Raw genomic sequence first — 21,663 nt, forward strand, 5'->3', positions numbered from 1 at the left:
ACAGTTTATAGTATTTTGCATATTGAAATCGCTTACAAAGCTATTATATTATTTTAATGAACACATGTTCAATATCTAACATAATATATCCTAGAAATCACTGGGACAAACGCTGGTGAAAGAACATAATTTATAGGAGGTTTTTGTGATGAGATTAGAAGGTAAAGTAGCAATCGTAACAGGTGCTGCGTCAGGTATGGGTAAAGCTATTGCAGAGGGTTATGCGAAAGAGGGAGCAAAGGTCGTAGTTTCTGATTTAAATATAGAAGGTGCACAAGCTGTTGTCGAAGGCATCAAAGCTGCAGGTGGCTCAGCATTCGCCATTCAAACAAACGTTGCATCAACAGAAGATTTACAACGCTTATTTGATGAAACAAAAAATGCTTATGGCAAATTAGATATTTTAGTGAATAATGCGGGTATTATGGATGGAATGGAGCCAATTGGTGAAGTTTCTGATGAGCGTTGGGACAAAGTGTTCGCGGTAAATACAACTGCTGTTATGCGTTCAATGCGTATGGCGACAGAAATTTTCCTTGCTCAAGGACATGGTGTATTTGTCAATAATATTTCTGCTGGCGGTCTCTATGGTGCTCGTGCTGGAGCTGCTTACACTGCTTCTAAGCATGCCGTTGTTGGGCTAACAAAAAACACAGCATTTATGTATGCAGATAAAAATATTCGCTGCAACGGAATCGCTCCAGGTGCAGTTATAACAAACATTGCTTCTACAATGACAAACGTGAGCCAAACAGGTGCAGCTCGCCAATCACTAGGTATGGCCATCAACCCACGAGCTGGAAAACCTGAGGAAATTGCTCAGCTTGCTATTTTCCTGGGCTCAGATGAAGCAAGTTTTGTCAACGGACAAGTAATTGCTGTTGATGGTGGCTGGACAGCTTACTAAGATTCAACATAAGAGAAAGCACGCACATGTAAAATTCATTGTGCGTGCTTTCTCTCATTTAAAATTCATTTTTATGATTTCTTACTGGGAGTAAGCATCCAATAAATGCCCCAATTAACGCTGGTAATATCCACCCTAAGCCTATGTCGTAAAATGGTAAAAGGTTCGAATAAGCTTTCTCAATTGCATCAAAAATAGTTAGCTTCGCCGACGGAATGCTATCTACTAATGCTTTATAGCCATCAATGACACTAATAAAAATTGTGAAAATCATAGCAACCGCATATACCGGTTGTTTATTTTTAAATAGTGATGAGCATAATGCAAGGACAATTAAGACAATTGCTATTGGATAGAGGAACATCAGCACTGGAATGGCAAACTTAATAATATTCGTTAATCCGAAGTTGGCAATTGTAAATGACATAACACACAAGATTAATACAAACCATTTATAGCTAATTTTCGGAAATACTTCATGGAAAAATTCACTACAAGATGTGATTAAGCCAATACTTGTCTTTAAACAAGCAAGGACAATAATAACTGCTAATAAAATAGCCCCGAATGATCCAAAATAGTGATCTGCCACTGCGGCAAAAATTAAACCACCGTTATCAAATGTACCAACAGCTTCCACACTCGACGCTCCCATATACGTGATTAAACCGTATATTAACATCATTAAAGCCATGGCAAAAATACCAGATTTCCACGTTGCTTTAGCAATTTCTTTTCTTTCCGTTATTCCTGCGCTTTTAATTGCATTAATGACGACAATACCAAAAGCTAGTGAAGCTAACGCATCCATTGTGTTATAGCCTTCTTTAAAGCCTGTCATAAATGCTGAATCAATATAATCCCCCAGAGGCTGTTGGAAATGCCCCATCGGTTTTACAATACTAATTATAATTAAAATAAATAACACAATTAGAAATGCTGGTGTTAAATATTTTCCGATATAATCCATAATTTTCGCTGGATTCAATGAGAAATAATAAACGATGGCAAAAAATACAAAGCTAAATAAAGCGAGTAAAAGTGTTGTATGTTCAGCTTGTATATATGGTTCAAAGCCAACTACAAAAGGAACTGTCGCTGTACGAGGAATCGCAAAAAAAGGACCAATCGTTAAATAGAGAGCTAATGAAAAGATGATACCGAATAATGGATGAACGCGGCTCGCTAAGTCACGCAAACCGTTACTACCTGACAAACCAATAGCTAAAATACCTAGAAAAGGTAAACCGATAGCTGTTACTAAAAATCCAATTAAGCCAAGCCAAAAGTTAGTCCCAGCTAATTGTCCAAGCTGAATTGGAAAGATAAGATTCCCTGCTCCAAAATACAGTCCGAAAAGCATCGTACCGATGACTGCATATGTTGAAAAAGGTATTTTCTGTTGCATTTTGATGAACTCCTTAGATGTATTTAACTATTGCGAACAATTTAAATGAAGAGATTTTTCACTATAATTCCACTATATTAACATAGCTTTTATTTGAAAAACAATAGTTGTTTTTTCTTTTAGAATTGTTAATTGTACAGTTCCTAGCATTAAACAGGCAAAACTAAAAGAGCTGTCTGCTGACAGCCCCTTAGTTTGCTACAGACCACTCTATATGATCTAAAAACTTATATACGTCCTCATACACTTTTTCGCGCTCTTTATCTAATGTAATAATATGACCTGAATTTTCATACCAAATAATCTCTTTATCGTCTGTTTCCACGGTATTTAAAATAAACGGTGCACTTTCTTGATAAAGCTCATCATCTAATGAACCTTGTAATACTAATGTAGGTGCTTTGATTGTAGATAAATCATCGCGTGTTTCTGTCGTTAAACGTGTCACACCATCTAATGAATCCTTAGGTGTAATTCGTAATTCATGTAATTCTGAAATGATTTGATCTTTTGATTTATTTTCAAAATGTTTATATAAACGAGCGTAATGATATAAACGTGTAAATAATCCTTTTGAGTTATCGCGTGTGATTGGTGCACACATGGCAACACATGCTTTCACAGGGAATGTCTCTGCTACTTTTAACGAAAATACGCCGCCAAGCGAAATTCCTACTACCGCGATTTCTTCATAGCCATTACTCTTTAGGAAGTTATAACCTTCCACAACATCATTCCACCAGTCTTCTGGTTTTGTTTCAAGTAATGCTTCTGGTTCTACACCATGCCCACTATAAATCGGTGCATGAACCGTATAACCACGTTTTGATAAAAATTCTCCTAGCTTTTTCACATCTTTTGTGCTACCTGTGAATCCATGCAGTAATAGTACGGCTTTTTTGCCTCCCTCAATTGTTAGAGGTTGTGGCTTAGATAAATTCATTTTATAATATCCCCTTCACGGAAATTTGTAATTGTGTAATTTATGTGTCTATCTTAACACCCTTTATTCATAATGTACAATTTATAGTTTTTATCATATTAATGTGTTTCGTGCATTAATGATGTGAGGTTAACGGCTGTACTATCACACTTTCAGCTACTTTCATTTTTCATTTCTCTTTTTAAGTGCTCCATCCTTTTTAAATTTTTTTGGCGCCTATACTTCCTAGTCTTTTACCGTTATAATGCAGTTAACTCAAAAATAACGAGAATAGAGGTGAAAAAATGGAGTGGCAGCAATTGGAGTATTTCGTAACGGTAGCTAAACTTGAGCATATGACTCGTGCAGCTGAAGCATTAGCGATTTCTCAGCCAGCATTAAGTCGCTCTATTTCAAAGCTTGAAGAGGAATTAGGAGTACCCTTATTCGACCGTCAAGGACGCTCGATTATGCTCAACCGATATGGCGAGCTTTTTTTGTATCGGGTCCAACGCATGCGTAAAGAGTACGAAAAAGCAGTGATTGAATTACAGGAGCTGAATAACCCAGAGCTAGGAGATGTATCACTCGGATTTTTACATACTCTAGGGACTAGCATTGTACCTGACTTGATCCGTTCCTTCCGTCAGAAGCATCCGCATATACGCTTTCACTTTACACAAAATTACTCACACTCCCAGTTGAAGCAATTACTTGCGGGAGAGTTAGATCTTTGCTTACTCGCAGCGATTGACACGGAGCCACCTGTTTGTTGGAAAGAGCTATGGCGAGACGAGCTTTTTATTATGGTGCCGATTGACCATCCACTCGCCAACCGTAAAAGCATCAAAATGAAGGAACTTGAACATGAAAATTTTGTTCTGTTGAAAAAGGGTTACGCATTACGCCGCACAGCGGATAAATTATTAAATGCTGCAGGTATCAAACCGAAAATTACGTTTGAAGGTGATGAGGTATCTACAGTTGCTGGTTTTGTAAGTGCTGGGCTTGGCGTGTCGTTGCTACCTGTTGATGAAGACTTGAATCCAAATAAATTGGCGAAAATTCGTGTTGAGGATATGGTTTGTGAACGGACCATAGGTATGGCTTGGATTGAAAATCGATACCTTTCACCATCAGCACGACAATTTCAGCAATTTGTATTCGATTTTTACGAAAAGAAGTAATCTTTTATTCATATAAAATGGTCTAAAACATTAAAGTGAGTAACAATTGTTACTCGCTTTTCTTTATATTCAATTGCGGAAAAGTTAATCCTTTACATGACTTTTCACATTAAGCCAATTTTCTTGAACTAAAAAAACCACCTTCTCCGAATGAAAGGTGGTTACTGGAAGCAGTTTTATTATTTTTCCCCTACATATTTTACTTGATACGAATACATATCTGTTGTATCTCCATCAAACTCAAAAAGTCCCTGCTTTGCAAGTGTCATTAGTCGTTTTTCCACAAACTCTTCACCTAAATACTCATCAATTGAACCAATTGCTTCACCGATGATACGCATCGGTTTAAGCCATTCCTCATTTAGTTCTGCATGAGCTCTTTCGGCACATTCTATAATGATAGGATCCAATGCATCTTCCGCTACATGGACAATTCCATCTTGCCAAACTCGCAATGTACTAGGGTTTTGTTTTAGCTCTTCCCATTCATTAGCAAGTTGCTGACACTCATCAATTGAAAAACGCTTTGCCTCAGAACGTAGCTTCATAAGCAAGTCTGGCGAAAGCTCACCTGTTTGACGAATCGTCATGTTTGGTTGTACACGTTTCAAGCCATCCGTGGCATCAATCCCATATACCATACTACATTTATTGATCAACTCTCTCATGACATAACGTAACCCAATCTCTTCATGAGTGCTTTGGCTGTACCATACCCAGACATCAACATCACACGGTAAACCTGCAATTTTTTTCTTCCATTCTTTATGAAGATCATCGTTCAATTCACGTTCTTCACTGTCCCTAAAAATATTGGCTCGTAACCAGCTTTTGCGTACTTCTGAGCTACTTAGCGGACCAATCGAGAAAATCTCATTGACACTAAGCACTGACTCCTCTCGTTGTAAATGATGTTGTCGTATTGCATGTTTAATTGAACCTTGCGTAGATAAGCTAAACGTTATATGTAAAATTGCCATGAAAATCCCCCAATTTACTGTTTACTTAGCGCTATTTGTATTCCAATAAAAGTGAAAAGTACACCTTGAATCATATTTAATCGTTTAGCAATTGCAGGCTTCCCAATAATTACTTTTCTTACTTTACCGGCAAAAATACTAAATAATGAAAATAGAATAAGCGCTTGTACTAAAAATACAATACCCAAAACTAGCATCTGTAAACCTACATGGCCATTAGAAGGATTTACAAACTGTGGCAATAGCGCTAAGAAAAATAAAGAAACTTTTGGATTTAAAATATTCATTAAAATACCTTTTCGATATAACGTCACATAGGCTTGTACATTTTGCTGTTCCATTGTGAATGGATCACCTTTCGCACGAAACGACTGCCATGCTAAATACAATAAATACGCCGCTCCTGCAAATTTAACAATAGAGAAAATAACTGTGGATTGATAAATAATAGCCGAGATACCGAGAACCGCCGCACCTATATGAACGAGCAAACCTGTACATAAGCCAAGTGATGTTGCTATACCAGCCTTTTTATCCTGCGCAATACTTTGTGCAAGAACAAATAAATTATCTGGCCCTGGCATTACAGTTAAAATAATTGACGCTCCTAAAAACGCCATTAAGGTTGAAAATGCCAATACTATCCCTTCTTTCTATTACTTTTTACAAAAATATTCATCATCAGTGAGATTAATTTCTATTCCGACTAACTCTACTTTTAGTAGAACAATTACTTTTCAAAAATAATAACCATAAAATGTATTTTTTACATTATACTATATACATATATACTTTTTCTAAATTTTCACAAAAAACCTTTACCCAATTCTGCTCGTTTCAGCAATACTTTTCTACCTTAATCCATTATAATAAATATTATCATAACTTAAAAGTCGGATTATTTGGGAGAAAGAGGTGTTAGTTGATGGCAGTAAGCGATATTGTAAAGCAATATGAAGACGAGCAAGGAAATGTCTATTATAAAATGAAAACACATGACATCAGGGTACAGGCCACGCAAACTTCAGGGTTAGCGCCAGTTATTACTTATTGGATGGGTGAAAAAGAGATTACAGACGATATTCGAAGTTTACGCTTTAGCCCTCGCCCTCCCTCAAGTTATATTCAAGATTACGATGAATTTCAAACTATGCTTTATGCGAAAGAACAACGTTCCATCAACGAACTATATGAACGAATGAGTATTAAACCGAAAAATATGTCTTCAGGAAAACAAATAGTATGGAGTTCTTTCGTGATTGTTTTAGCGATGCTCCCACTATTAATCGCAATCTGGTGGTTTAAGTAAACAAGGTTATGTTGCTCCTACACGTTACTCTCGATTGTTCAGTAATACCTACTTTTTTTCAAAACTTTCTATTAACATTCCTAATCGGCTTGACAGACATGCTAAAGTAGTGCATTCTTTATAGAAATCGGACTCCAAACAAAAGAATTGATGAAGGTCCATTCAAAAAAGATATTGAATTATACAATATAAGCGAGCGAAGATTAGTACCTAGAAACTGCTTGATCAGAGAGCGATGCCCACCGGCTGTAAGGCATTGTACAAGAAAGACTAAAGAACCTACTTCGTAAATCGTCCTAGCAAACTAGGCGCAGTCTCAAGCGTTATGAGTAAAGTGGAATGTCAATGATGTTCAATCTAGGTGGTACCACGGAAAGTAAACCTTTTCGTCCTAATTTTTTAGGATGAAAAGGTTTTTTTATTTTTTAATTTAGCGAAATCTTTGTGGCTGCTAAAGTTTAAATCAAAGTACAAGTGTAATGGCGAATTGGAGGTATTGCTATGGAAAGAAAAAGAATTGTCGTCAAAATTGGGAGTAGCTCCTTAACAAATGCAAAAGGTGAAATTGATAAAATACGTTTAATGGACCATGTCCAAGCGATTGCTGAATTAAAAAAATACGGGCATGAAGTATTGCTTGTTTCATCAGGCGCAGTAGCAGCGGGCTTTAAACAGCTAGGCTACCCTTCTCGTCCCGTCACATTAAAAGGTAAACAGGCTGCAGCAGCAGTTGGGCAAAGTTTACTGATTCAAACCTACAATGCTTTATTTAGCATTTATGATATTGTGCCTGCTCAAATTTTACTTACTCGCACTGATTTTTCCAAAAAAGAGCGTTATAAAAATGCCTGTGCCACATTTGAGGAATTATTAGAACGCTCCATTTTACCTATCATTAACGAAAACGATTCGGTATCTGTCAGCGAATTAACCTTTGGAGATAACGACATGTTATCAGCACTTGTAAGTGGTCTTATACATGCCGATCAGCTCATTATCTTAACTGATATCAATGGCTTGTATAATGCCAATCCATCTAAAAATCCTGATGCACAACGTATTGATCGTTTAACAGAGGTATCTGATGAGATGCTTGGCTTTGCAGATGGTTCAGGCTCTAAGGTCGGTACAGGTGGTATGGAATCCAAATTACTGGCAGCTCGAGCAGCCTTAAATGCAGGTGTCAAGGTGTTTATTGGAACTGGTCACGGTGCTAGTAAGCTTGTCGATATAGTAGAAGGACGTGGTGATGGTACGTATGTTGAGCATGACGCACTTGCTGTTTTAACGAATAATAAACAGTGGATTGCACTAACGGAAGTATCTGGTAAAATTTTTATAGATAGCGGTGCAGAACATGCATTATTGGCAAATGGGAAAAGTTTGTTGCCTGCTGGTGTATATCGTGTCGAAGGCGACTTCGCAAATGGCGACGTTGTCGAAGTCTATAGTGACAAGGGACTGCTTGGCCGTGGTGAGGTCTTATATTCTTCCCTAGAGTTAGCACATGCGATGGGAAAACGTACAGATGAGTTAGCGAACTATCCCATTGAGGTCATTCATCGAGATAAATGGCTAAAAATTTAAACAAATTAAGGAGGAATTCACATGACGAGTGAAGTTCAACAAAAAGGAAAGCTAGCTAAGGCCGCAAGCTATATTTTAAATATTAAAACAACTTGCGAGAAAAATGAGGCTCTCACAAAAATTGCTGAGCAATTACTAATCGACCAAGATACGATCATTGCTGAAAATGCAAAGGATTTAGCAAACGGCGAGAAACAAGGAATGCCCGCTTCTACCCTCGATCGCATTATGCTAAACAAAGAACGAGTAGAGGCAATGTCAAGTGCTATTCACTTGTTAGTTGAATTAAATGATCCAGTTGGTAGTCTTTTAGAACGAATAGAAAAAGAAAATGGATTACTAATTGAAAAGCGTTTAGTACCAATTGGCGTTATCGGGATGATTTACGAGGCACGCCCTAATGTAACAGTAGATGCGGCAACATTATCATTAAAAACAGGCAATGCAGTCATTTTACGTGGTAGCTCTTCTGCTAAATTTTCGAATGTAGCGCTAGTGGCAAGTATTCATCGTGCACTTAGCAAAACGTCTATCCCTGCGGACGCTGTGCAATTAATCGAGGATACAAATCGTGAAACTGTCAAAGAATTATTCCATTTAAAAGAATACTTAGATGTTTTAATTCCTCGTGGCGGAAAGGCACTAATTGACTTAGTAGTAAACGAAGCCACTGTACCAGTACTAGAAACAGGTGCTGGCAACTGTCATATTTATGTAGACCAAACGGCCGATTACTTAAAAACAGAAAAGATTTGCATCAATGCAAAAACACAGCGCCCTTCTGTTTGTAATGCCGCAGAAAGCTTACTTATTCATCCTGAATGGTTTCATGAGCACGGCAAACAGCTACTAAGTGCTATACATCAAGCTGGTGTGACAATTATCGGCGATGATACTGTTTGTCAAGCTCTTGATTTCGCGCAACTAGCAACTGTAGAAGACTATGCAACTGAATATTTAGATTTAAAGATTAGCGTTAAAATTGTGGAAAACGTTTATGAAGCAATTGAGCACATTAATAAATATGGCACGAACCACTCTGAAGCCATCATGACAGAGAATCAGTTAGCAGCAGATACTTTCTTACATAGCGTGGATGCTGCTGCTGTTTATCACAATGCATCCACTCGCTTCACAGATGGCTTTGAATTTGGCTACGGTGCAGAAATCGGCATTAGTACGCAAAAATTACATGCTCGAGGACCAATGGGTTTACCTGCGTTAACATCTACAAAGTATTTCATTCACGGTAACGGCCAAATCCGAGAATAATTGTAGAACAATGAAAAGTCGACAGTTGACGTACGTACACTGTCGGCTTTCTTCGCTTATTTTATGAAGCTTTAGGATTGAAAGATTTATAGAGGGACATGGCGGATTCTACTCCTAACCGAGTAGTTCTAACCTCTACATGAGTGAAGAACTTTAATAATGGGGCGAAATAAACGTTAATATTTTCACAAGCGTCAAAAATTTTAATAGAAAGAAGGTTTTATATGAACATTTCAGCGATTATCAAACTAACTGTTTCAATGGCCCTTTTTGGCTCTATTGGATTTTTCACCGTTCATACGGGTGTACCTGCAATCGAGCTAGTATTTATTAGATGTATTTGCGCTACCCTCTTCCTTGGCGGAATGTGGCTTATCACTGGTGGTCATAAGACGGAAAAATGGGATAAAAAAGAAATTTTACGTACACTTCTATGCGGTGTCTTTATTGTCTTAAACTGGGTATTTTTATTTAAAGCCTTTGAAGAAATGTCGATTTCCATTGCCATTTCTATTTATAATTTAGCACCAATATTCGTATTAATTTTTGGCGCATTATTTTTAAAAGAAAAAATGACTATTCAAGCGTTACTAGCAACACTAACTTGTTTTATCGGTAGTATGTTTATTATCGGTTTAAATAATTTTATGTCCCTCTCTGAATTTATGAAATCAGGTTTTATATGGGCATTACTGTCTGCATTATTTTACGCATTTACGATGCTAACAAGTAAAACGATCACAAAGCTTAGCTCCTACGCATTAACATATATCCAAACAACGGTCGGAATTATCATACTATTGCCATTTGTTAATTTTTCGTTATTTGGAGATTTAACGACTACAAACTGGCTATATATTTTAGGAACAGGTTTTATTCATACAGGATTTGTTTACTATTTATTTTTTGATAGTATTCGTAGCCTCTCTACCATACTAGTTTCAGTATTAGTATTTGTTGACCCTGTTGTGGCAATATTGCTTGATATGCTGTTGCTTGATTTTATGCCGAGCTTTATGCAAACAGCTGGTATTGTATTAATTTTCGGCGGTATTTTCTACACTATTTACGTACCAAAGAAAAAGCGAATGCCTCGTAGCAAAAGCGAAGCGTCTGCTACGGAATCCCCCCACCTTTAAAGGTGAATACGGTTTGGCTCGGATATCTAAACAATGCTGAAATAAGGAATTCAGTCTAAGTATGTGAGGGCAAGGTGAAAGAAGTGTCTTGCTGAGCGACGGAATCAAATGAAGGCGACGGAACCGACTGGCTTAACGACGGAGTCAATGCGCATAACGGCGGATAGCCATTCCTTATGGCAATTTTTCTGCGCGACAGCACCAATTATCTAGGACGAAATTGAAATAAAGGAGGTTTTTCCATGAGTAAACTTTATGCAATTGGTGAATTATTAATTGATTTTACACCTACTGAACAAAATGCCTCCCTTGTTGCAGTTGAGCAATTTACTAAAAATGCTGGTGGGGCCCCTGCCAATGTTGCAGCTGTTTGTGCAAGGCTTGAGCAACAAGCGGCCCTCATTACACAGGTAGGTCAGGATGCTTTTGGAGATTTTCTAGTAGAAACATTAAAGAAAGCCGATGTCGATACGAACTATATTGTTCAAACTGTTGAGGGTGAAACAAGTCTAGCCTTTGTTTCATTGACTGGTGATGGAGCCCGTGATTTCTTATTTTATCGCCGCCACGCAGCTGATTTACTTTACAACAAAGAGCAACTGCCACCTAATCTTTTAAGAGATAAAGATATTCTTCATTTTTGTTCAGTTAATTTAGTGGAAAGCCCAATGAAACATGCACATGTGGCCCTGATAGAACAAGCTCAACAGGCAGGGAGTCTTGTTTCTTTTGATCCAAATGTTCGCTTGCCACTGTGGAATGATGTGAAGGCATGTCGTCAAACCATTTTAGAATTTTTACCAAAGGCCCATATCGTTAAATTGTCTGAAGAGGAGCTTTTATTTTTAACAGCGATTGATGATGAAAAATCAGCCGTCCATTCATTATTTCAAGGGAAAGTACAAGTACTTATCATTACTCGTGGAGCAGAAGGTGCAAGTCTTTATACGAAAAACCTTCACGTTAAAGTACCAGTTGACAAGGTTCAAGCGATTGATACAACCGGAGCAGGTGATGCCTTCATCGGTGCATTGTTAGCCATTTTCCTTAGCAAGCAGATTACAGCGAACAATCTAGTCGACTTTTGTCAGCAGCAAGCTACCTCCCTCCTTACATTCGCGAATAGCTATGCGGGAGCTTCGACAGAAAAACATGGGGCCATACCCTCTTACCTTACTAAGCAAGAGTTGCCATTTAAAGATAATATATTCCTTTGAAACTTATGAGGAGGTACTCCGATGAAATCTATTACTAAAAAACGAACAAAAGCATTTCTAATTGATATGGCAATTTCAACGGCTGTCACAGCTGGAGTGGAATATGTCCTACGGAAAAAAATAAAAAATGAGGCTATTCATGCCATTGTCACACCAACAGCCGTTATGTGGTCACTTGAATTTGCACAATTACGTAATAATGGACAAACCGTTGGCTATAAAAAAATGGGGATAGCACTTGAGAATAAAAGTGGGACTAAGCTCACTTCTGCTCAAATTCTGAAACGAATGGCATACCGTGACTCAATCAGCCTTTTCTACTACTTGAAAAATCCAACAGCGTTCGAACAACAAAACGGACAACTTCTACCTCACGATCACTTCTCAGACACCGTTGTAAAAGAAGTCTAACAAAATAAGGCTACTCAAAACATTATTGGGTAGCCTGTTTTAATAGAAGGAGAGGATACACTTGAATTTGGATCATGTTGTTGAGATTTTACTCGAAAGTTTAAAAGATGATCAATTTGTTGAAGCTGTATTTTTAAGAGGATCCATAGCTAGAGAGGAGCATGATGAATTTTCAGATATCGATATGTACTGCGTTGTGAAGGAAGAAAATATTGAAGCATTTTTGCCCAATCGCAAGAAGCATATTGTAACTTATAAGGATACATTATTTGTTGATGACATTTATATTATTGCCCCACAGCTACTAGTCGTATATGAAGATTTGATTCATGTCGATTTATTTACCGTAGCTCCCTCTGAAATAAGTAATAACGATGCTATTAAAATATTATTTGATCCGAATGGAATCCTTACAGCTAAACTGGAAAGTACAACTATGGCTTTAACTCCACTTGAATTTCAAGATGCTGTAGATGATACTGTCTGGTATTTGTATCAATATTATTGGAGTGCTCAACGCGGAAATGAGATTTGGTGTATTCATTTATTGCGGAATAGTTTAGAACACTTCGCTAAAGTACTCCTACATAAATATTGCCCTGAGCGAGCTTTACTTGGACTTAAAGCGATATATAATTCGCTTCCCTCTGCCCCCTTAAATGAGATAGTCGATATTATGAATTGTATGAGCCTTGTCACACACGAAATGGCCATTAAGAAATTAGTGAACGCCTTCAATAATGAATCAGATTGGATATTTGAAAATGTGCCGACTAAAGAAGAAATTATGCCATTATGGGAAAAAATAAAAGAGTTATTGCACTAAAATAAAATAGCAAACTAACATAAAACTTAGTTTGCTATTTTTAATATATTGAGTATCCTACGCCTAATTAAATTGTTTTTTCATTAAAATATGCGGGATGCCACAATCCATAAATTCTTCACCTTCACGTTTATAGCCTAATTTTTCATAAAAGCCTTCTGCATAAGATTGCGCGTTTAATTTTGATTTTGTTAAACCTTTTTCTACTGCTATTTCCTCTAAACGTTGGATAATTACTTTACCTAAACCAAATTTGCGGAATTCTATTAATATACATATACGCTCTAGTTTGCCATAGCCATCAACAACTCGCAGTCTACCAGTACCAACAGGTTGATCGTTATAATACACAAGAATATGATCACATGCTGCATCTAGCGTGTCGAATTCATCATATTCTTCTTCCTCTGGCACCTTTTGCTCCTCAATAAAAACTTTTTGACGAATGGAAAACGCTGTTTGTAAGTCTTTTTCATCTGTAATTTTTTTTGTGTTCATTTTTATATTCCTCCTCATTTTTTCTGTTTAAGGAGTGTACTCTCCTCTGCTTGGAAAAGAAAAACACCTGTAGATATGAAGTGAAATTTCCCTTCATGGATGATAATATATAGTATAGAGTATTTTTTATTGCAAATACAATATTTTTCGGAGGCAATCAATGAAGGAAATTTTACGAGATATTGGTGCGATTGCTCGGGCACTTGATTCCATTAGTAATATTGAGTTTAAAGAACTTGATTTAACAAAGGGACAGTATTTGTTTGTCACTCGCATCTGTGAAAACCCTGGTATTATTCAAGAAAAGGTTGCTGAACTATTGAAGGTAGATCGCACAACTGCCTCTCGAGCTATTCAAAAGTTGGAGACTAAAGGTTTTGTAGAAAAGCGTAGTGAAGTTGGTAACAAGAAAAACAAACAGCTTTTCCCAACAGAAAAAAGTTTAAAGATTTATCCATTTTTAAAGCGAGAAGGAGACTATTCGAATGCTAGAGCATTAGATGGTTTTTCTCCTGAAGAAATGGACAGTGTTCAAGACTTTTTAATTCGTATTCGTCAAAACATTGAAACTGATTGGGAATACGTAAAAAAAGGGCATAAACGAAATTATTAAAGGTGATTCCTCGTGCTTTTTGAGCATTTGGAACCGTCTTCCTTTGCGAAGAATACCTATTTTAATATAACGTTAACAGCCCTTGAATTACACCCTTTTGGCACTCTAAGCATTAGTTAGCGAGCGAATAGTATGATAAAATGAAAGTTATAGCGAGGTCTGCTATATGTTGCCTGATTATGTTGAGATAGCCCATGAGATAGCTAGAAAGGCTCATGCTGGACAAGTTGATAAAGCAGGCGTTGATTACATTAAACACCCTGAAACAGTCGCCAGCTTTGTGAAATCTGCGGAAGAAAAAGCTACTGCTTATTTGCATGATGTTCTTGAAGATACAAAGATAACAGCAAATGACTTTAAGAACGCTGGAATACCTGATAATGTGATTAAAGCTGTGCAAGTCTTAACCAAAGATAGAAATACACCTTATTTTGATTATCTGAGGCAAGTTAAAGCCTCCCCTATTGCTAGATTAGTAAAACTAGCGGACTTAAAACATAATTCAGACCGCTCCCGGCTTCTAAGCATAACCGATAAGGATTTAGAGCGACTTGAAAAATATAAAAAAGCTACTGAGTTTTTAGAGCAGTAACAAATTAGCAAAAGGTAGAAAGAGAATTGTTAAGTATAATTTATATTGCCGTCATAGCTATTTCAGGTGTTACCTTGATTGTTCAGCTTATCCGCCTTGCCTTTGCTACAAAAGCAAAGAAAACAGCTCACAAAGCACTTGATTAGATTGTCAAATTTGACAGTCTTTTTCTTTTGGGTACATACTTACGACTAAGCGGAGTAAGAGGGTTCGGATGATATAAGAAAAAAGCACCTTGCATAATGCAAAATGCTTTCTTACTTTCGCGGAAGATAATACGGAAAATATCAAACACTACAATTATTAATTGTCCGTCAAACACTCTATTAACGTTTGAACGACTAAAAATTATTTTATTTTTTCACAACCCCTCGACGTCAATAGCGATGAAGGCCAATGATTTATTGAAAAAAACAGCACCTGATATTTTACGCTTTTGAACGCGGATCCATAAAATCGCGTAACGCATTGCTAAGCATATACAAACCTAATACAAGTACTGTAATAGCTCCACCTGGCGCATAAGTGTACCAAGGGGCTCCCACTAAATAGGCTTGTGAATCTTTTAACATGCGGCCCCAACTAGGGTTTGGTGGCTGCACACCAAGTCCTAAATAACTAAGTGCCGCCTCCGCAAGCATTGCAGTCGCAAAGGTCACAGTGGCAGCGACGATAATTTGCGATGAAATATTAGGTAATATATGACGAAACATAATGCTATAAGGTTTTACACCGATTAACTTTGCTGCTAAAACATATTCAGTATCACGATGTTGGACGAAACCACTACGTGTAATTCTGGCAATGGCCGGTATGGCAATAATGCCTAATGCAATAGCCGTATTAACAATCCCCGGCCCAAATACAGCCACGAGCATTAAAGCTAGTATAATTCCCGGAAAGGCCATTAATGCATCCATCATGCGCATAAAAATTTCATCGATCCAGCCACCTACATACCCCGCTATACCACCAATTAAAATACCAAAAATTATTCCAATAAATACTGTCATTAGTCCGACTGCAAAGGCCGTTTGTGTTCCTTTCATAATACGGCTAAAAATATCACGACCAAATTCATCCGTTCCAAATAGATAATCACTACTTGGGCTACGTAATTTTTGAGGTATATTCATCGAATTCACATCATGAGGTGTATAAAAAAAACTGATTATCATGATGATTAGAAAACCGACAATGACTAGTAGACCAATGATTAAATTAATATTTTTCATGTATCTTTGTATATGTTTCATCGTATCCACCTCGCTCATCGTAATCGGATTCTAGGATCTAACACTGAATATAAAATATCGACCATAAAATTAATCATGACCACCGCAACAGTAATATACATAACGATTCCTTGTACTAATGGAAAATCACGATTACTAATAGCTGTGATGAGAAGTTGACCAACGCCTGGCAGTGAAAATACTTGCTCCACAATAATCGTTCCAGCAACAACTTCAGCCATAATTAATCCAAATACCGTTAATATTGGAATCATCGAATTTTTTAAGACATGCTTATACATAACATTTTGCTCAGACATCCCTTTACTACGAATCGTACGCACATAATCGAGCTGAACTTGCTCTAAAATTGACGTACGGACATAGCGAAAATTGACCGCAATTTGCGGAATCGCAATTGTTAACGCAGGGAGAATAAGTGTACTTAACGCTCCTGCTACACTTTGCGTCCACGGAATATAACCACTTATTTTAAAGAAGCTGAACTGTAGTCCAATATATAAAATGAGAATCATTCCAAGCCAGAAAGAAGGAATAGCCATTCCAACTTGTGTCACTGTTGACAACGACATATCACTGAACTTATTTTGTCTTCTCGCCGCAAACATCCCCAATGGTAATGAAACGAGTAACACAATTACGAGGGCGAGCCCAGCTAATGACATCGTTACAGGTAGTCTGTCAAACAGTAAGTCTTTTACCGGCATTGAAAAACGAATAGAATTTCCTAGTTCCCCTGTTAATAATCCCTTCATCCAATCTGTATATTGTTCATAAAGGGGGCGATTCAAGCCAAGCTCTAATTGCAAATTTTCAATTTGTGTGGGATCCGCTTCAGTACCTAACATTGTCCGAACCGGATCTCCAGGTAAAATTTGAAAAACACCGAATGTAATGATCGACACTAGAAGGATAGTTGTTATTAACAGGATGAAACGACGTATAATATACATCATCAAGCACTCATCCCTTTCTAGTTGGAAATTTTAACCTCAGACATATCATGGAACCAGAATGGATAGTTCTTTAATCCAGTAACTTGCTTCTTAGAGCCCCAAACAATTTGATAATCTGCGATATAAACCGCTGCTGCCTGCTCAGCTAAAATTTCCTGTGCACGATGATAGTAGTCAATTTGCTTCGCCTGATCTCTTTCCTTTAAAACGTCTGCCATAATTTTATCGTATTCCTCATTTTTAAATTTGAAAAAGTTTTCACTATCATTTGTTGAAATGTAATCATTAATAATTTCATAAGCAGAAGCACGACCCGTTAAATCGATTGTTGTCATTTGATAGTCCCGACCAAAGTAAACTCGGTCTAGCCAAATTCCCCATTCGACAACTTCAATTTCTACATCAATACCAATCTCCTTTAAATTATCGGCAACGATTTGCGCGATATTTGAATAAATATCATTATGTGAAGATACAGTAATTTTCGTTTTAAAGCCTTTAGGATAGCCCGCTTCTGTTAATAATGCTTTGGCTTTTTCCACATCACGCTTATACATATCTTCTAAGCCTTTCTTTTGATAGTCCCCCATTGCCGGACTCATGTTTGAACCAAGTGGTACAGCATAGCCCGCAAACACTGAGTCAATAATATCGGACTTACTAATCGCGTAGTTAATTGCTTGACGGACCTTTACATTATCAAAAGGTGCTTTCGTTTCATTAAATGTAACGATTAATGATGAATTATTATTTTGATGAGATAAGTTATAGTTATCTCCTACCTCACTTACGCGCTGCCAAGGTACACTCGTTAAATCGACTTCATTGGCCATTAAACTCATAATCGCTGCTTGATCATCCGATTGAAAGGTAAACGTCACTTTATTCAAATAAGGTAAACCTTCTTTCCAGTAGTTTTCATTTTTCTTCAGTTCTAAATTTGTGCCCGGCGAGTATTTTACATATGCAAATGGTCCAGTACCTATCGGGTTTTCATTATGCTTTCCATCATTGCTTTTTGGTAAGATAGCTGATTGTCGAGCCGTTAATGAATTTAAGAAGTTAGAGTTCGGCTCTTTTAGCTTGATCACAAATGTATTGGCATCTGGTGCTTCTGTTGACGCAACATTATCAAAGCTGTTTGACATCTTTTCGCCACCGTTTTTCCCCATTAAACGATCAAATGAATACTGAATATCCTCAACAGTTAAATCCTCTCCATTATGAAATTTCACACCCGGACGAATATTGAATGTATATGTTAAACCATCTTCAGATATTGCATAGCTTTCAGCTAACCCTTCTATTAACGTTCCATCTGTTTGCGGTGCCATTAGTCCTTCAAAAATATTAAGAATCATTTGGTAAGAAATAGACGCTGTCGCTTTATGTGGATCTAAAAAATCTGGGTCGTCATTTATACGTACTACGATTTCTTGAGGTAAATCCGCTACTGTCTTTCCACTAGTACTTGCATCCTTTTTGTCATCACTTGAACAGGCACTCATTAATAAAATGACTATCATTGTCAATAACAGCAACGACCGATTTTTCTTTAGTCTCATGTTATTTCCCCCTATTCTCTATGTGCTCATTATTTGAATGCTTTTATAGCTTTCTACTTCAGCTAATTTATCTGCAGCTTTAATGCCAGTAATGATCGCTTCTTCCATAGCTCTTGTAGCTAGATGACCCAAATAGTCCACCGGAAATCTTTTATTCCCTGTACCAAGCACGAAAATCGTATCTCCATCCAGCATTGTGTGTACTGGATAAATTGTCCGTGCAAGAGCATTTTGTGTAAGCTGGGCTATTTTTTTCGCCTCTGCTTTTGTCAGCTTTGCATTTACTGCAACGACACCGATTGTCGTATTCGTACCAGACAATGCTTCCGATTGCACATGCTCCTCTAAATACGTACAGCAATCCATCCATTCCCCTGTTTTCGGATTCCTTGCTCCTGCTAGCGTTTCTCTTGTAATAGGATCTTTCACATCTCCAACAGCATTGACAGCAACAATGGCACCCACTACAACATCCTCTTGGCCAGCTATAGAGGCGCTACCTAGTCCCCCTTTCATACAAAATTGAGGACCCGCCAATTTTCCTACAGTCGCACCATAACCAGCCCCTGTATTACCATTTGCAAATGGACCAACAACCGCACTTTTAGCGGCTTCATAGCCCATTGGAGCAGTAGGTCTTGTCTTTGGATCACCGATAAATAAATCGAACAGCACCGCACTAGGAACAATTGGAATTGTGGCAACACCTGCCTGTACGCCAACACCTCGCTCCTCTAGAAATTGCATAACTCCTGCCGCAGCATCCAATCCAAATGCGCTCCCCCCTGACAGGCAAATCCCATGCACATGCTCAATTTCGTTAATAGGATCAAGTGCATCTGTCTCTCGAGTGCCCGGCGCTGAGCCTCTTACATCGACACCGCACACCGCACCATTTTCCACTAAAATCGCTGTACAGCCTGTAATTCCTTCACTATTTTCTGCATGCCCTACTTTAACTCCAGGCACATCTGTAATGTTTCCAAGCACCATACACACCCCTCTTCACAAAGACTGATTTTTCAGTCTATTTATCATATAAAAAGCACGCAACCCGTTGATGGTTATTTTCTTCCTGAAGCTCTGGCCGTTCCTGATGACATCTTTCCATCACATAGGGACAACGTGTATGAAACACACAGCCTACAGGAGGATTCATCGGGCTCAGCAATTCACCCTGTAACGGTATTTTTTGTTTCGGCTCATCAAAGTTGATCACTGGAATGGCGGATAGCAATGCCTGCGTATATGGGTGCAGAGGATTTGCATATAATTCTTTCTTCGCACCAATTTCCACTACCCTCCCCAAATACAACACAGCTACTCGATCGCTAATATGTTTTACAACACTTAAATCATGTGAAATAAATAAATAGGTCAAATGAAATTCATCCTGTAAATCCATCATTAAATTCAATACCTGTGACTGCACCGAAACATCTAATGCAGATACAGGCTCGTCCGCAATAATGAACTCTGGATGAATAGCAAGAGCCCGCGCAATACCGATTCGTTGTCTTTGGCCCCCGGAAAATTCATGTGGGAACTTTTGCATAGCATCCTCTGGTAAACCTACCTTGTGTAAAAGCTCCTTTACACGTTCTTTGCGCTGCTCTTTCGTTAATGTTAATTGCAGCTTCATCGGCTCTTCTATGATGGCACCTATTCGCATACGAGGATTGAGTGATGCAAACGGATCCTGAAAAATCATTTGCATTTGATTGCGATAAGTTTGTAGTTTACTTCCCTTTAACTGCTGAATAGGCTGTCCTTTATATAAAATTTCTCCGTCGGTCGGTTCAACGAGTTTTAAAATAGTTCGGCCAAACGTCGATTTTCCTGAGCCGGATTCGCCTACGATCCCAAGCGTCTCACCTCGGAAAATTTCTAGAGAAATATCATCGACTGCTTTAATGACCTTTTTCTCATCCCTCATCGACTTACGTTTTACAGGAAAGTACGCTTTTAAATGTTTTATTTCAAGCAAGGCTTCTTTCTTCGTCATGATCATGTGCCCCTTTCTTTGAAAATAAATGACAGCGTACTTTATGCTCGTCTTGAATATGGATTGCCTCAGGTTGCACGTTACGGCATTGTGCCATTACAAATGGACAGCGTGATGCAAAACGGCAGCCTTCTGGTAACGCATTAGCTGGTGGAACAGTTCCTGGGATTGACGGCAATCGTTTAACATCTGACTCTAGATTAGGCATTGTTTTCAAAAGAGCCGTTGTATATGGATGCTTTGGATTCATAAAAAGCTCTCGCACTGGCGCTTCTTCTACAATTTGGCCTGCATACATAACTAGAACGCGATCTGCCGTTTCTGCTACAACGCTCATATCATGTGTAATAAATAATATAGCCGATTGATGTTCTTCCTTCATCTTCATCATAAGCTTTAAAATTTGAGCCTGTACTGTTACATCAAGTGCCGTTGTTGGCTCATCAGCAATTAGCAGTTGAGGGTTATTGGACATTGCAATCGCAATCATGACACGTTGGCGCATACCACCTGATAATTGGTGTGGATATTCAGCAATCACCTTTTCTGCATTGGCAATACCCACTTCTTTTAAGAGATGCAAAGATTTCTCCCGCGCCTCCTTTTTTGATATCCTTTGATGTCTGCGAATGCCTTCCATCATTTGATTACCGACTGTAAAGACAGGATCTAATGATGTCATCGGCTCTTGAAAAATCATACTAATTTCATTACCTCTTATATTGCTCATCTCTTTATTTTTAAAGTCTAAGAGATTTTTACCATTCAGTTTAATGGTACCAGCAGTAATTTCTCCTGGTGGAATAGGCAGTAATCGCATAATTGATAACGATGTAATACTTTTACCGCTTCCAGACTCACCTACAAGCGCAACCGTTTCTCCCTTACGAATCGTAAAGCTCACATCATCGACCACTTTTGCCTGCTTACCATTTTTTAAATGGAATTTTATTTTTAAATGTTTTACCTCTAGGAGCACCTGATTTTCTTTTGGCTGATCCATATGCATCCCT

General features: G+C 37.9%; 22 protein-coding genes. 11 read left to right on the forward strand and 11 right to left on the reverse strand.

Annotated features, from left to right (window positions below; all coding sequences use genetic code 11):
- Positions 1-148 precede the first annotated feature (148 nt).
- Positions 149-907 (forward strand): SDR family oxidoreductase, encoded by a 759-nt coding sequence (locus ACVYAD_RS03895; RefSeq protein ID WP_476424732.1) that lies wholly within the window; start codon positions 149-151, stop codon positions 905-907.
- Positions 908-965: 58 nt separating this feature from the next.
- Here ACVYAD_RS03895 and brnQ read toward each other — a convergent pair whose 3' ends face one another.
- Positions 966-2,315 (reverse strand): branched-chain amino acid transport system II carrier protein, encoded by a 1,350-nt coding sequence (gene brnQ, locus ACVYAD_RS03900; RefSeq protein ID WP_476424734.1) that lies wholly within the window; start codon positions 2,313-2,315, stop codon positions 966-968.
- Between the two features lie 190 nt (positions 2,316-2,505).
- Positions 2,506-3,258 (reverse strand): alpha/beta hydrolase, encoded by a 753-nt coding sequence (locus tag ACVYAD_RS03905; protein WP_349658755.1) that lies wholly within the window; start codon positions 3,256-3,258, stop codon positions 2,506-2,508.
- A 284-nt stretch (positions 3,259-3,542) separates the two neighbouring features.
- Between ACVYAD_RS03905 and ACVYAD_RS03910 the strand changes: the two genes are divergently transcribed.
- Entirely contained in the window at positions 3,543-4,424 is an 882-nt protein-coding gene (locus ACVYAD_RS03910) for a LysR family transcriptional regulator (RefSeq protein WP_349658756.1), read from the forward strand.
- Positions 4,425-4,603: 179 nt separating this feature from the next.
- On the opposite strand, the gene ACVYAD_RS03915 is transcribed toward ACVYAD_RS03910, so the two are convergent.
- Both ACVYAD_RS03915 and ACVYAD_RS03920 read right to left on the reverse strand, forming a co-directional pair.
- Positions 4,604-5,404 carry a DUF1835 domain-containing protein gene (locus ACVYAD_RS03915; protein ID WP_476424736.1) on the reverse strand — a complete coding sequence of 267 codons (801 nt, stop codon included), beginning with the start codon at positions 5,402-5,404 and terminating at the stop codon, positions 4,604-4,606.
- 14 nt (positions 5,405-5,418) lie between these two features.
- Positions 5,419-6,042, reverse strand: coding sequence for a LysE family translocator (locus ACVYAD_RS03920; protein WP_386829693.1), 624 nt, complete (start codon positions 6,040-6,042; stop codon positions 5,419-5,421).
- A 287-nt stretch (positions 6,043-6,329) separates the two neighbouring features.
- On the opposite strand from ACVYAD_RS03920, the gene ACVYAD_RS03925 reads away from it, so the two are divergent.
- The 7 genes from ACVYAD_RS03925 (at position 6,330) to ACVYAD_RS03955 (ending at position 13,165) form a co-directional block, all read left to right on the forward strand.
- Complete coding sequence (locus tag ACVYAD_RS03925; protein WP_476424739.1) at positions 6,330-6,713, forward strand: sodium:proton antiporter; 384 nt, start codon at positions 6,330-6,332, stop codon at positions 6,711-6,713.
- Between the two features lie 501 nt (positions 6,714-7,214).
- Positions 7,215-8,300, forward strand: coding sequence for a glutamate 5-kinase (gene proB / locus ACVYAD_RS03930; protein ID WP_349658760.1), 1,086 nt, complete (start codon positions 7,215-7,217; stop codon positions 8,298-8,300).
- A 21-nt stretch (positions 8,301-8,321) separates the two neighbouring features.
- On the forward strand, positions 8,322-9,572 hold the full coding sequence (locus tag ACVYAD_RS03935; RefSeq protein WP_386829697.1) for a glutamate-5-semialdehyde dehydrogenase: 1,251 nt from the start codon (positions 8,322-8,324) through the stop codon (positions 9,570-9,572).
- Positions 9,573-9,796: 224 nt separating this feature from the next.
- A complete protein-coding gene (locus ACVYAD_RS03940; protein ID WP_386829699.1) occupies positions 9,797-10,711 on the forward strand; it encodes a DMT family transporter in 915 nt (304 codons plus the stop codon).
- Between the two features lie 242 nt (positions 10,712-10,953).
- A complete protein-coding gene (locus tag ACVYAD_RS03945; RefSeq protein ID WP_476424742.1) occupies positions 10,954-11,928 on the forward strand; it encodes a carbohydrate kinase family protein in 975 nt (324 codons plus the stop codon).
- Positions 11,929-11,949: 21 nt separating this feature from the next.
- Entirely contained in the window at positions 11,950-12,339 is a 390-nt protein-coding gene (locus ACVYAD_RS03950) for an RDD family protein (RefSeq protein WP_476424744.1), read from the forward strand.
- A 61-nt stretch (positions 12,340-12,400) separates the two neighbouring features.
- Positions 12,401-13,165, forward strand: coding sequence for an aminoglycoside 6-adenylyltransferase (locus ACVYAD_RS03955; RefSeq protein ID WP_476424746.1), 765 nt, complete (start codon positions 12,401-12,403; stop codon positions 13,163-13,165).
- 63 nt (positions 13,166-13,228) lie between these two features.
- On the opposite strand, the gene ACVYAD_RS03960 is transcribed toward ACVYAD_RS03955, so the two are convergent.
- On the reverse strand, positions 13,229-13,663 hold the full coding sequence (locus ACVYAD_RS03960) for a GNAT family N-acetyltransferase (RefSeq protein WP_386829708.1): 435 nt from the start codon (positions 13,661-13,663) through the stop codon (positions 13,229-13,231).
- A 160-nt stretch (positions 13,664-13,823) separates the two neighbouring features.
- Here ACVYAD_RS03960 and ACVYAD_RS03965 point away from each other — a divergent pair, with 160 nt between their 5' ends.
- Together ACVYAD_RS03965 and ACVYAD_RS03970 are read left to right on the forward strand one after the other, a co-directional pair.
- A complete protein-coding gene (locus ACVYAD_RS03965; RefSeq protein ID WP_476424748.1) occupies positions 13,824-14,276 on the forward strand; it encodes a MarR family winged helix-turn-helix transcriptional regulator in 453 nt (150 codons plus the stop codon).
- Between the two features lie 166 nt (positions 14,277-14,442).
- Complete coding sequence (locus ACVYAD_RS03970) at positions 14,443-14,868, forward strand: GTP pyrophosphokinase (RefSeq protein WP_476424750.1); 426 nt, start codon at positions 14,443-14,445, stop codon at positions 14,866-14,868.
- 428 nt (positions 14,869-15,296) lie between these two features.
- Here ACVYAD_RS03970 and ACVYAD_RS03975 read toward each other — a convergent pair whose 3' ends face one another.
- Genes ACVYAD_RS03975 through ACVYAD_RS04000 form a run of 6 tightly spaced genes read right to left on the reverse strand, consistent with a single transcriptional unit; the run spans position 15,297 to position 21,653 of the window.
- Positions 15,297-16,124: an ABC transporter permease gene (locus tag ACVYAD_RS03975; RefSeq protein ID WP_349658769.1), complete on the reverse strand. Its 828-nt coding sequence runs from the start codon at positions 16,122-16,124 to the stop codon at positions 15,297-15,299.
- A 14-nt stretch (positions 16,125-16,138) separates the two neighbouring features.
- Positions 16,139-17,080: an ABC transporter permease gene (locus tag ACVYAD_RS03980; RefSeq protein WP_476424752.1), complete on the reverse strand. Its 942-nt coding sequence runs from the start codon at positions 17,078-17,080 to the stop codon at positions 16,139-16,141.
- Positions 17,081-17,097: 17 nt separating this feature from the next.
- Positions 17,098-18,645: an ABC transporter substrate-binding protein gene (locus ACVYAD_RS03985; protein WP_476424754.1), complete on the reverse strand. Its 1,548-nt coding sequence runs from the start codon at positions 18,643-18,645 to the stop codon at positions 17,098-17,100.
- 18 nt (positions 18,646-18,663) lie between these two features.
- On the reverse strand, positions 18,664-19,635 hold the full coding sequence (locus tag ACVYAD_RS03990) for a P1 family peptidase (RefSeq protein ID WP_349658861.1): 972 nt from the start codon (positions 19,633-19,635) through the stop codon (positions 18,664-18,666).
- A gap of 37 nt (positions 19,636-19,672) precedes the next feature.
- Positions 19,673-20,650, reverse strand: coding sequence for an ABC transporter ATP-binding protein (locus tag ACVYAD_RS03995; RefSeq protein ID WP_476424756.1), 978 nt, complete (start codon positions 20,648-20,650; stop codon positions 19,673-19,675).
- Positions 20,625-21,653, reverse strand: coding sequence for an ABC transporter ATP-binding protein (locus tag ACVYAD_RS04000; protein WP_476424758.1), 1,029 nt, complete (start codon positions 21,651-21,653; stop codon positions 20,625-20,627). The genes ACVYAD_RS03995 and ACVYAD_RS04000 overlap by 26 nt, the downstream gene beginning before the upstream one ends.
- Between the last annotated feature and the right edge of the window lie 10 nt (positions 21,654-21,663).

It is taken from the genome of Lysinibacillus sp. G1-3 (assembly GCF_056322905.1).

Coding starts and splice junctions, on each gene's coding strand:
- ACVYAD_RS03925 (WP_476424739.1), top strand. CDS start 6,330: ATGGCAGTAAGCGATATTGTAAAGCAATATGAAGACGAGCAAGGAAAT.
- proB (WP_349658760.1), top strand. CDS start 7,215: ATGGAAAGAAAAAGAATTGTCGTCAAAATTGGGAGTAGCTCCTTAACA.
- ACVYAD_RS03960 (WP_386829708.1), bottom strand. CDS start 13,663: ATGAACACAAAAAAAATTACAGATGAAAAAGACTTACAAACAGCGTTT.
- ACVYAD_RS03965 (WP_476424748.1), top strand. CDS start 13,824: ATGAAGGAAATTTTACGAGATATTGGTGCGATTGCTCGGGCACTTGAT.
- ACVYAD_RS04000 (WP_476424758.1), bottom strand. CDS start 21,653: ATGGATCAGCCAAAAGAAAATCAGGTGCTCCTAGAGGTAAAACATTTA.
- ACVYAD_RS03905 (WP_349658755.1), bottom strand. CDS start 3,258: ATGAATTTATCTAAGCCACAACCTCTAACAATTGAGGGAGGCAAAAAA.
- ACVYAD_RS03940 (WP_386829699.1), top strand. CDS start 9,797: ATGAACATTTCAGCGATTATCAAACTAACTGTTTCAATGGCCCTTTTT.
- ACVYAD_RS03995 (WP_476424756.1), bottom strand. CDS start 20,650: ATGACGAAGAAAGAAGCCTTGCTTGAAATAAAACATTTAAAAGCGTAC.
- ACVYAD_RS03970 (WP_476424750.1), top strand. CDS start 14,443: ATGTTGCCTGATTATGTTGAGATAGCCCATGAGATAGCTAGAAAGGCT.
- ACVYAD_RS03975 (WP_349658769.1), bottom strand. CDS start 16,124: ATGAAACATATACAAAGATACATGAAAAATATTAATTTAATCATTGGT.
- ACVYAD_RS03935 (WP_386829697.1), top strand. CDS start 8,322: ATGACGAGTGAAGTTCAACAAAAAGGAAAGCTAGCTAAGGCCGCAAGC.
- ACVYAD_RS03910 (WP_349658756.1), top strand. CDS start 3,543: ATGGAGTGGCAGCAATTGGAGTATTTCGTAACGGTAGCTAAACTTGAG.
- brnQ (WP_476424734.1), bottom strand. CDS start 2,315: ATGCAACAGAAAATACCTTTTTCAACATATGCAGTCATCGGTACGATG.
- ACVYAD_RS03895 (WP_476424732.1), top strand. CDS start 149: ATGAGATTAGAAGGTAAAGTAGCAATCGTAACAGGTGCTGCGTCAGGT.
- ACVYAD_RS03945 (WP_476424742.1), top strand. CDS start 10,954: ATGAGTAAACTTTATGCAATTGGTGAATTATTAATTGATTTTACACCT.
- ACVYAD_RS03915 (WP_476424736.1), bottom strand. CDS start 5,404: ATGGCAATTTTACATATAACGTTTAGCTTATCTACGCAAGGTTCAATT.
- ACVYAD_RS03980 (WP_476424752.1), bottom strand. CDS start 17,080: ATGATGTATATTATACGTCGTTTCATCCTGTTAATAACAACTATCCTT.
- ACVYAD_RS03985 (WP_476424754.1), bottom strand. CDS start 18,645: ATGAGACTAAAGAAAAATCGGTCGTTGCTGTTATTGACAATGATAGTC.
- ACVYAD_RS03950 (WP_476424744.1), top strand. CDS start 11,950: ATGAAATCTATTACTAAAAAACGAACAAAAGCATTTCTAATTGATATG.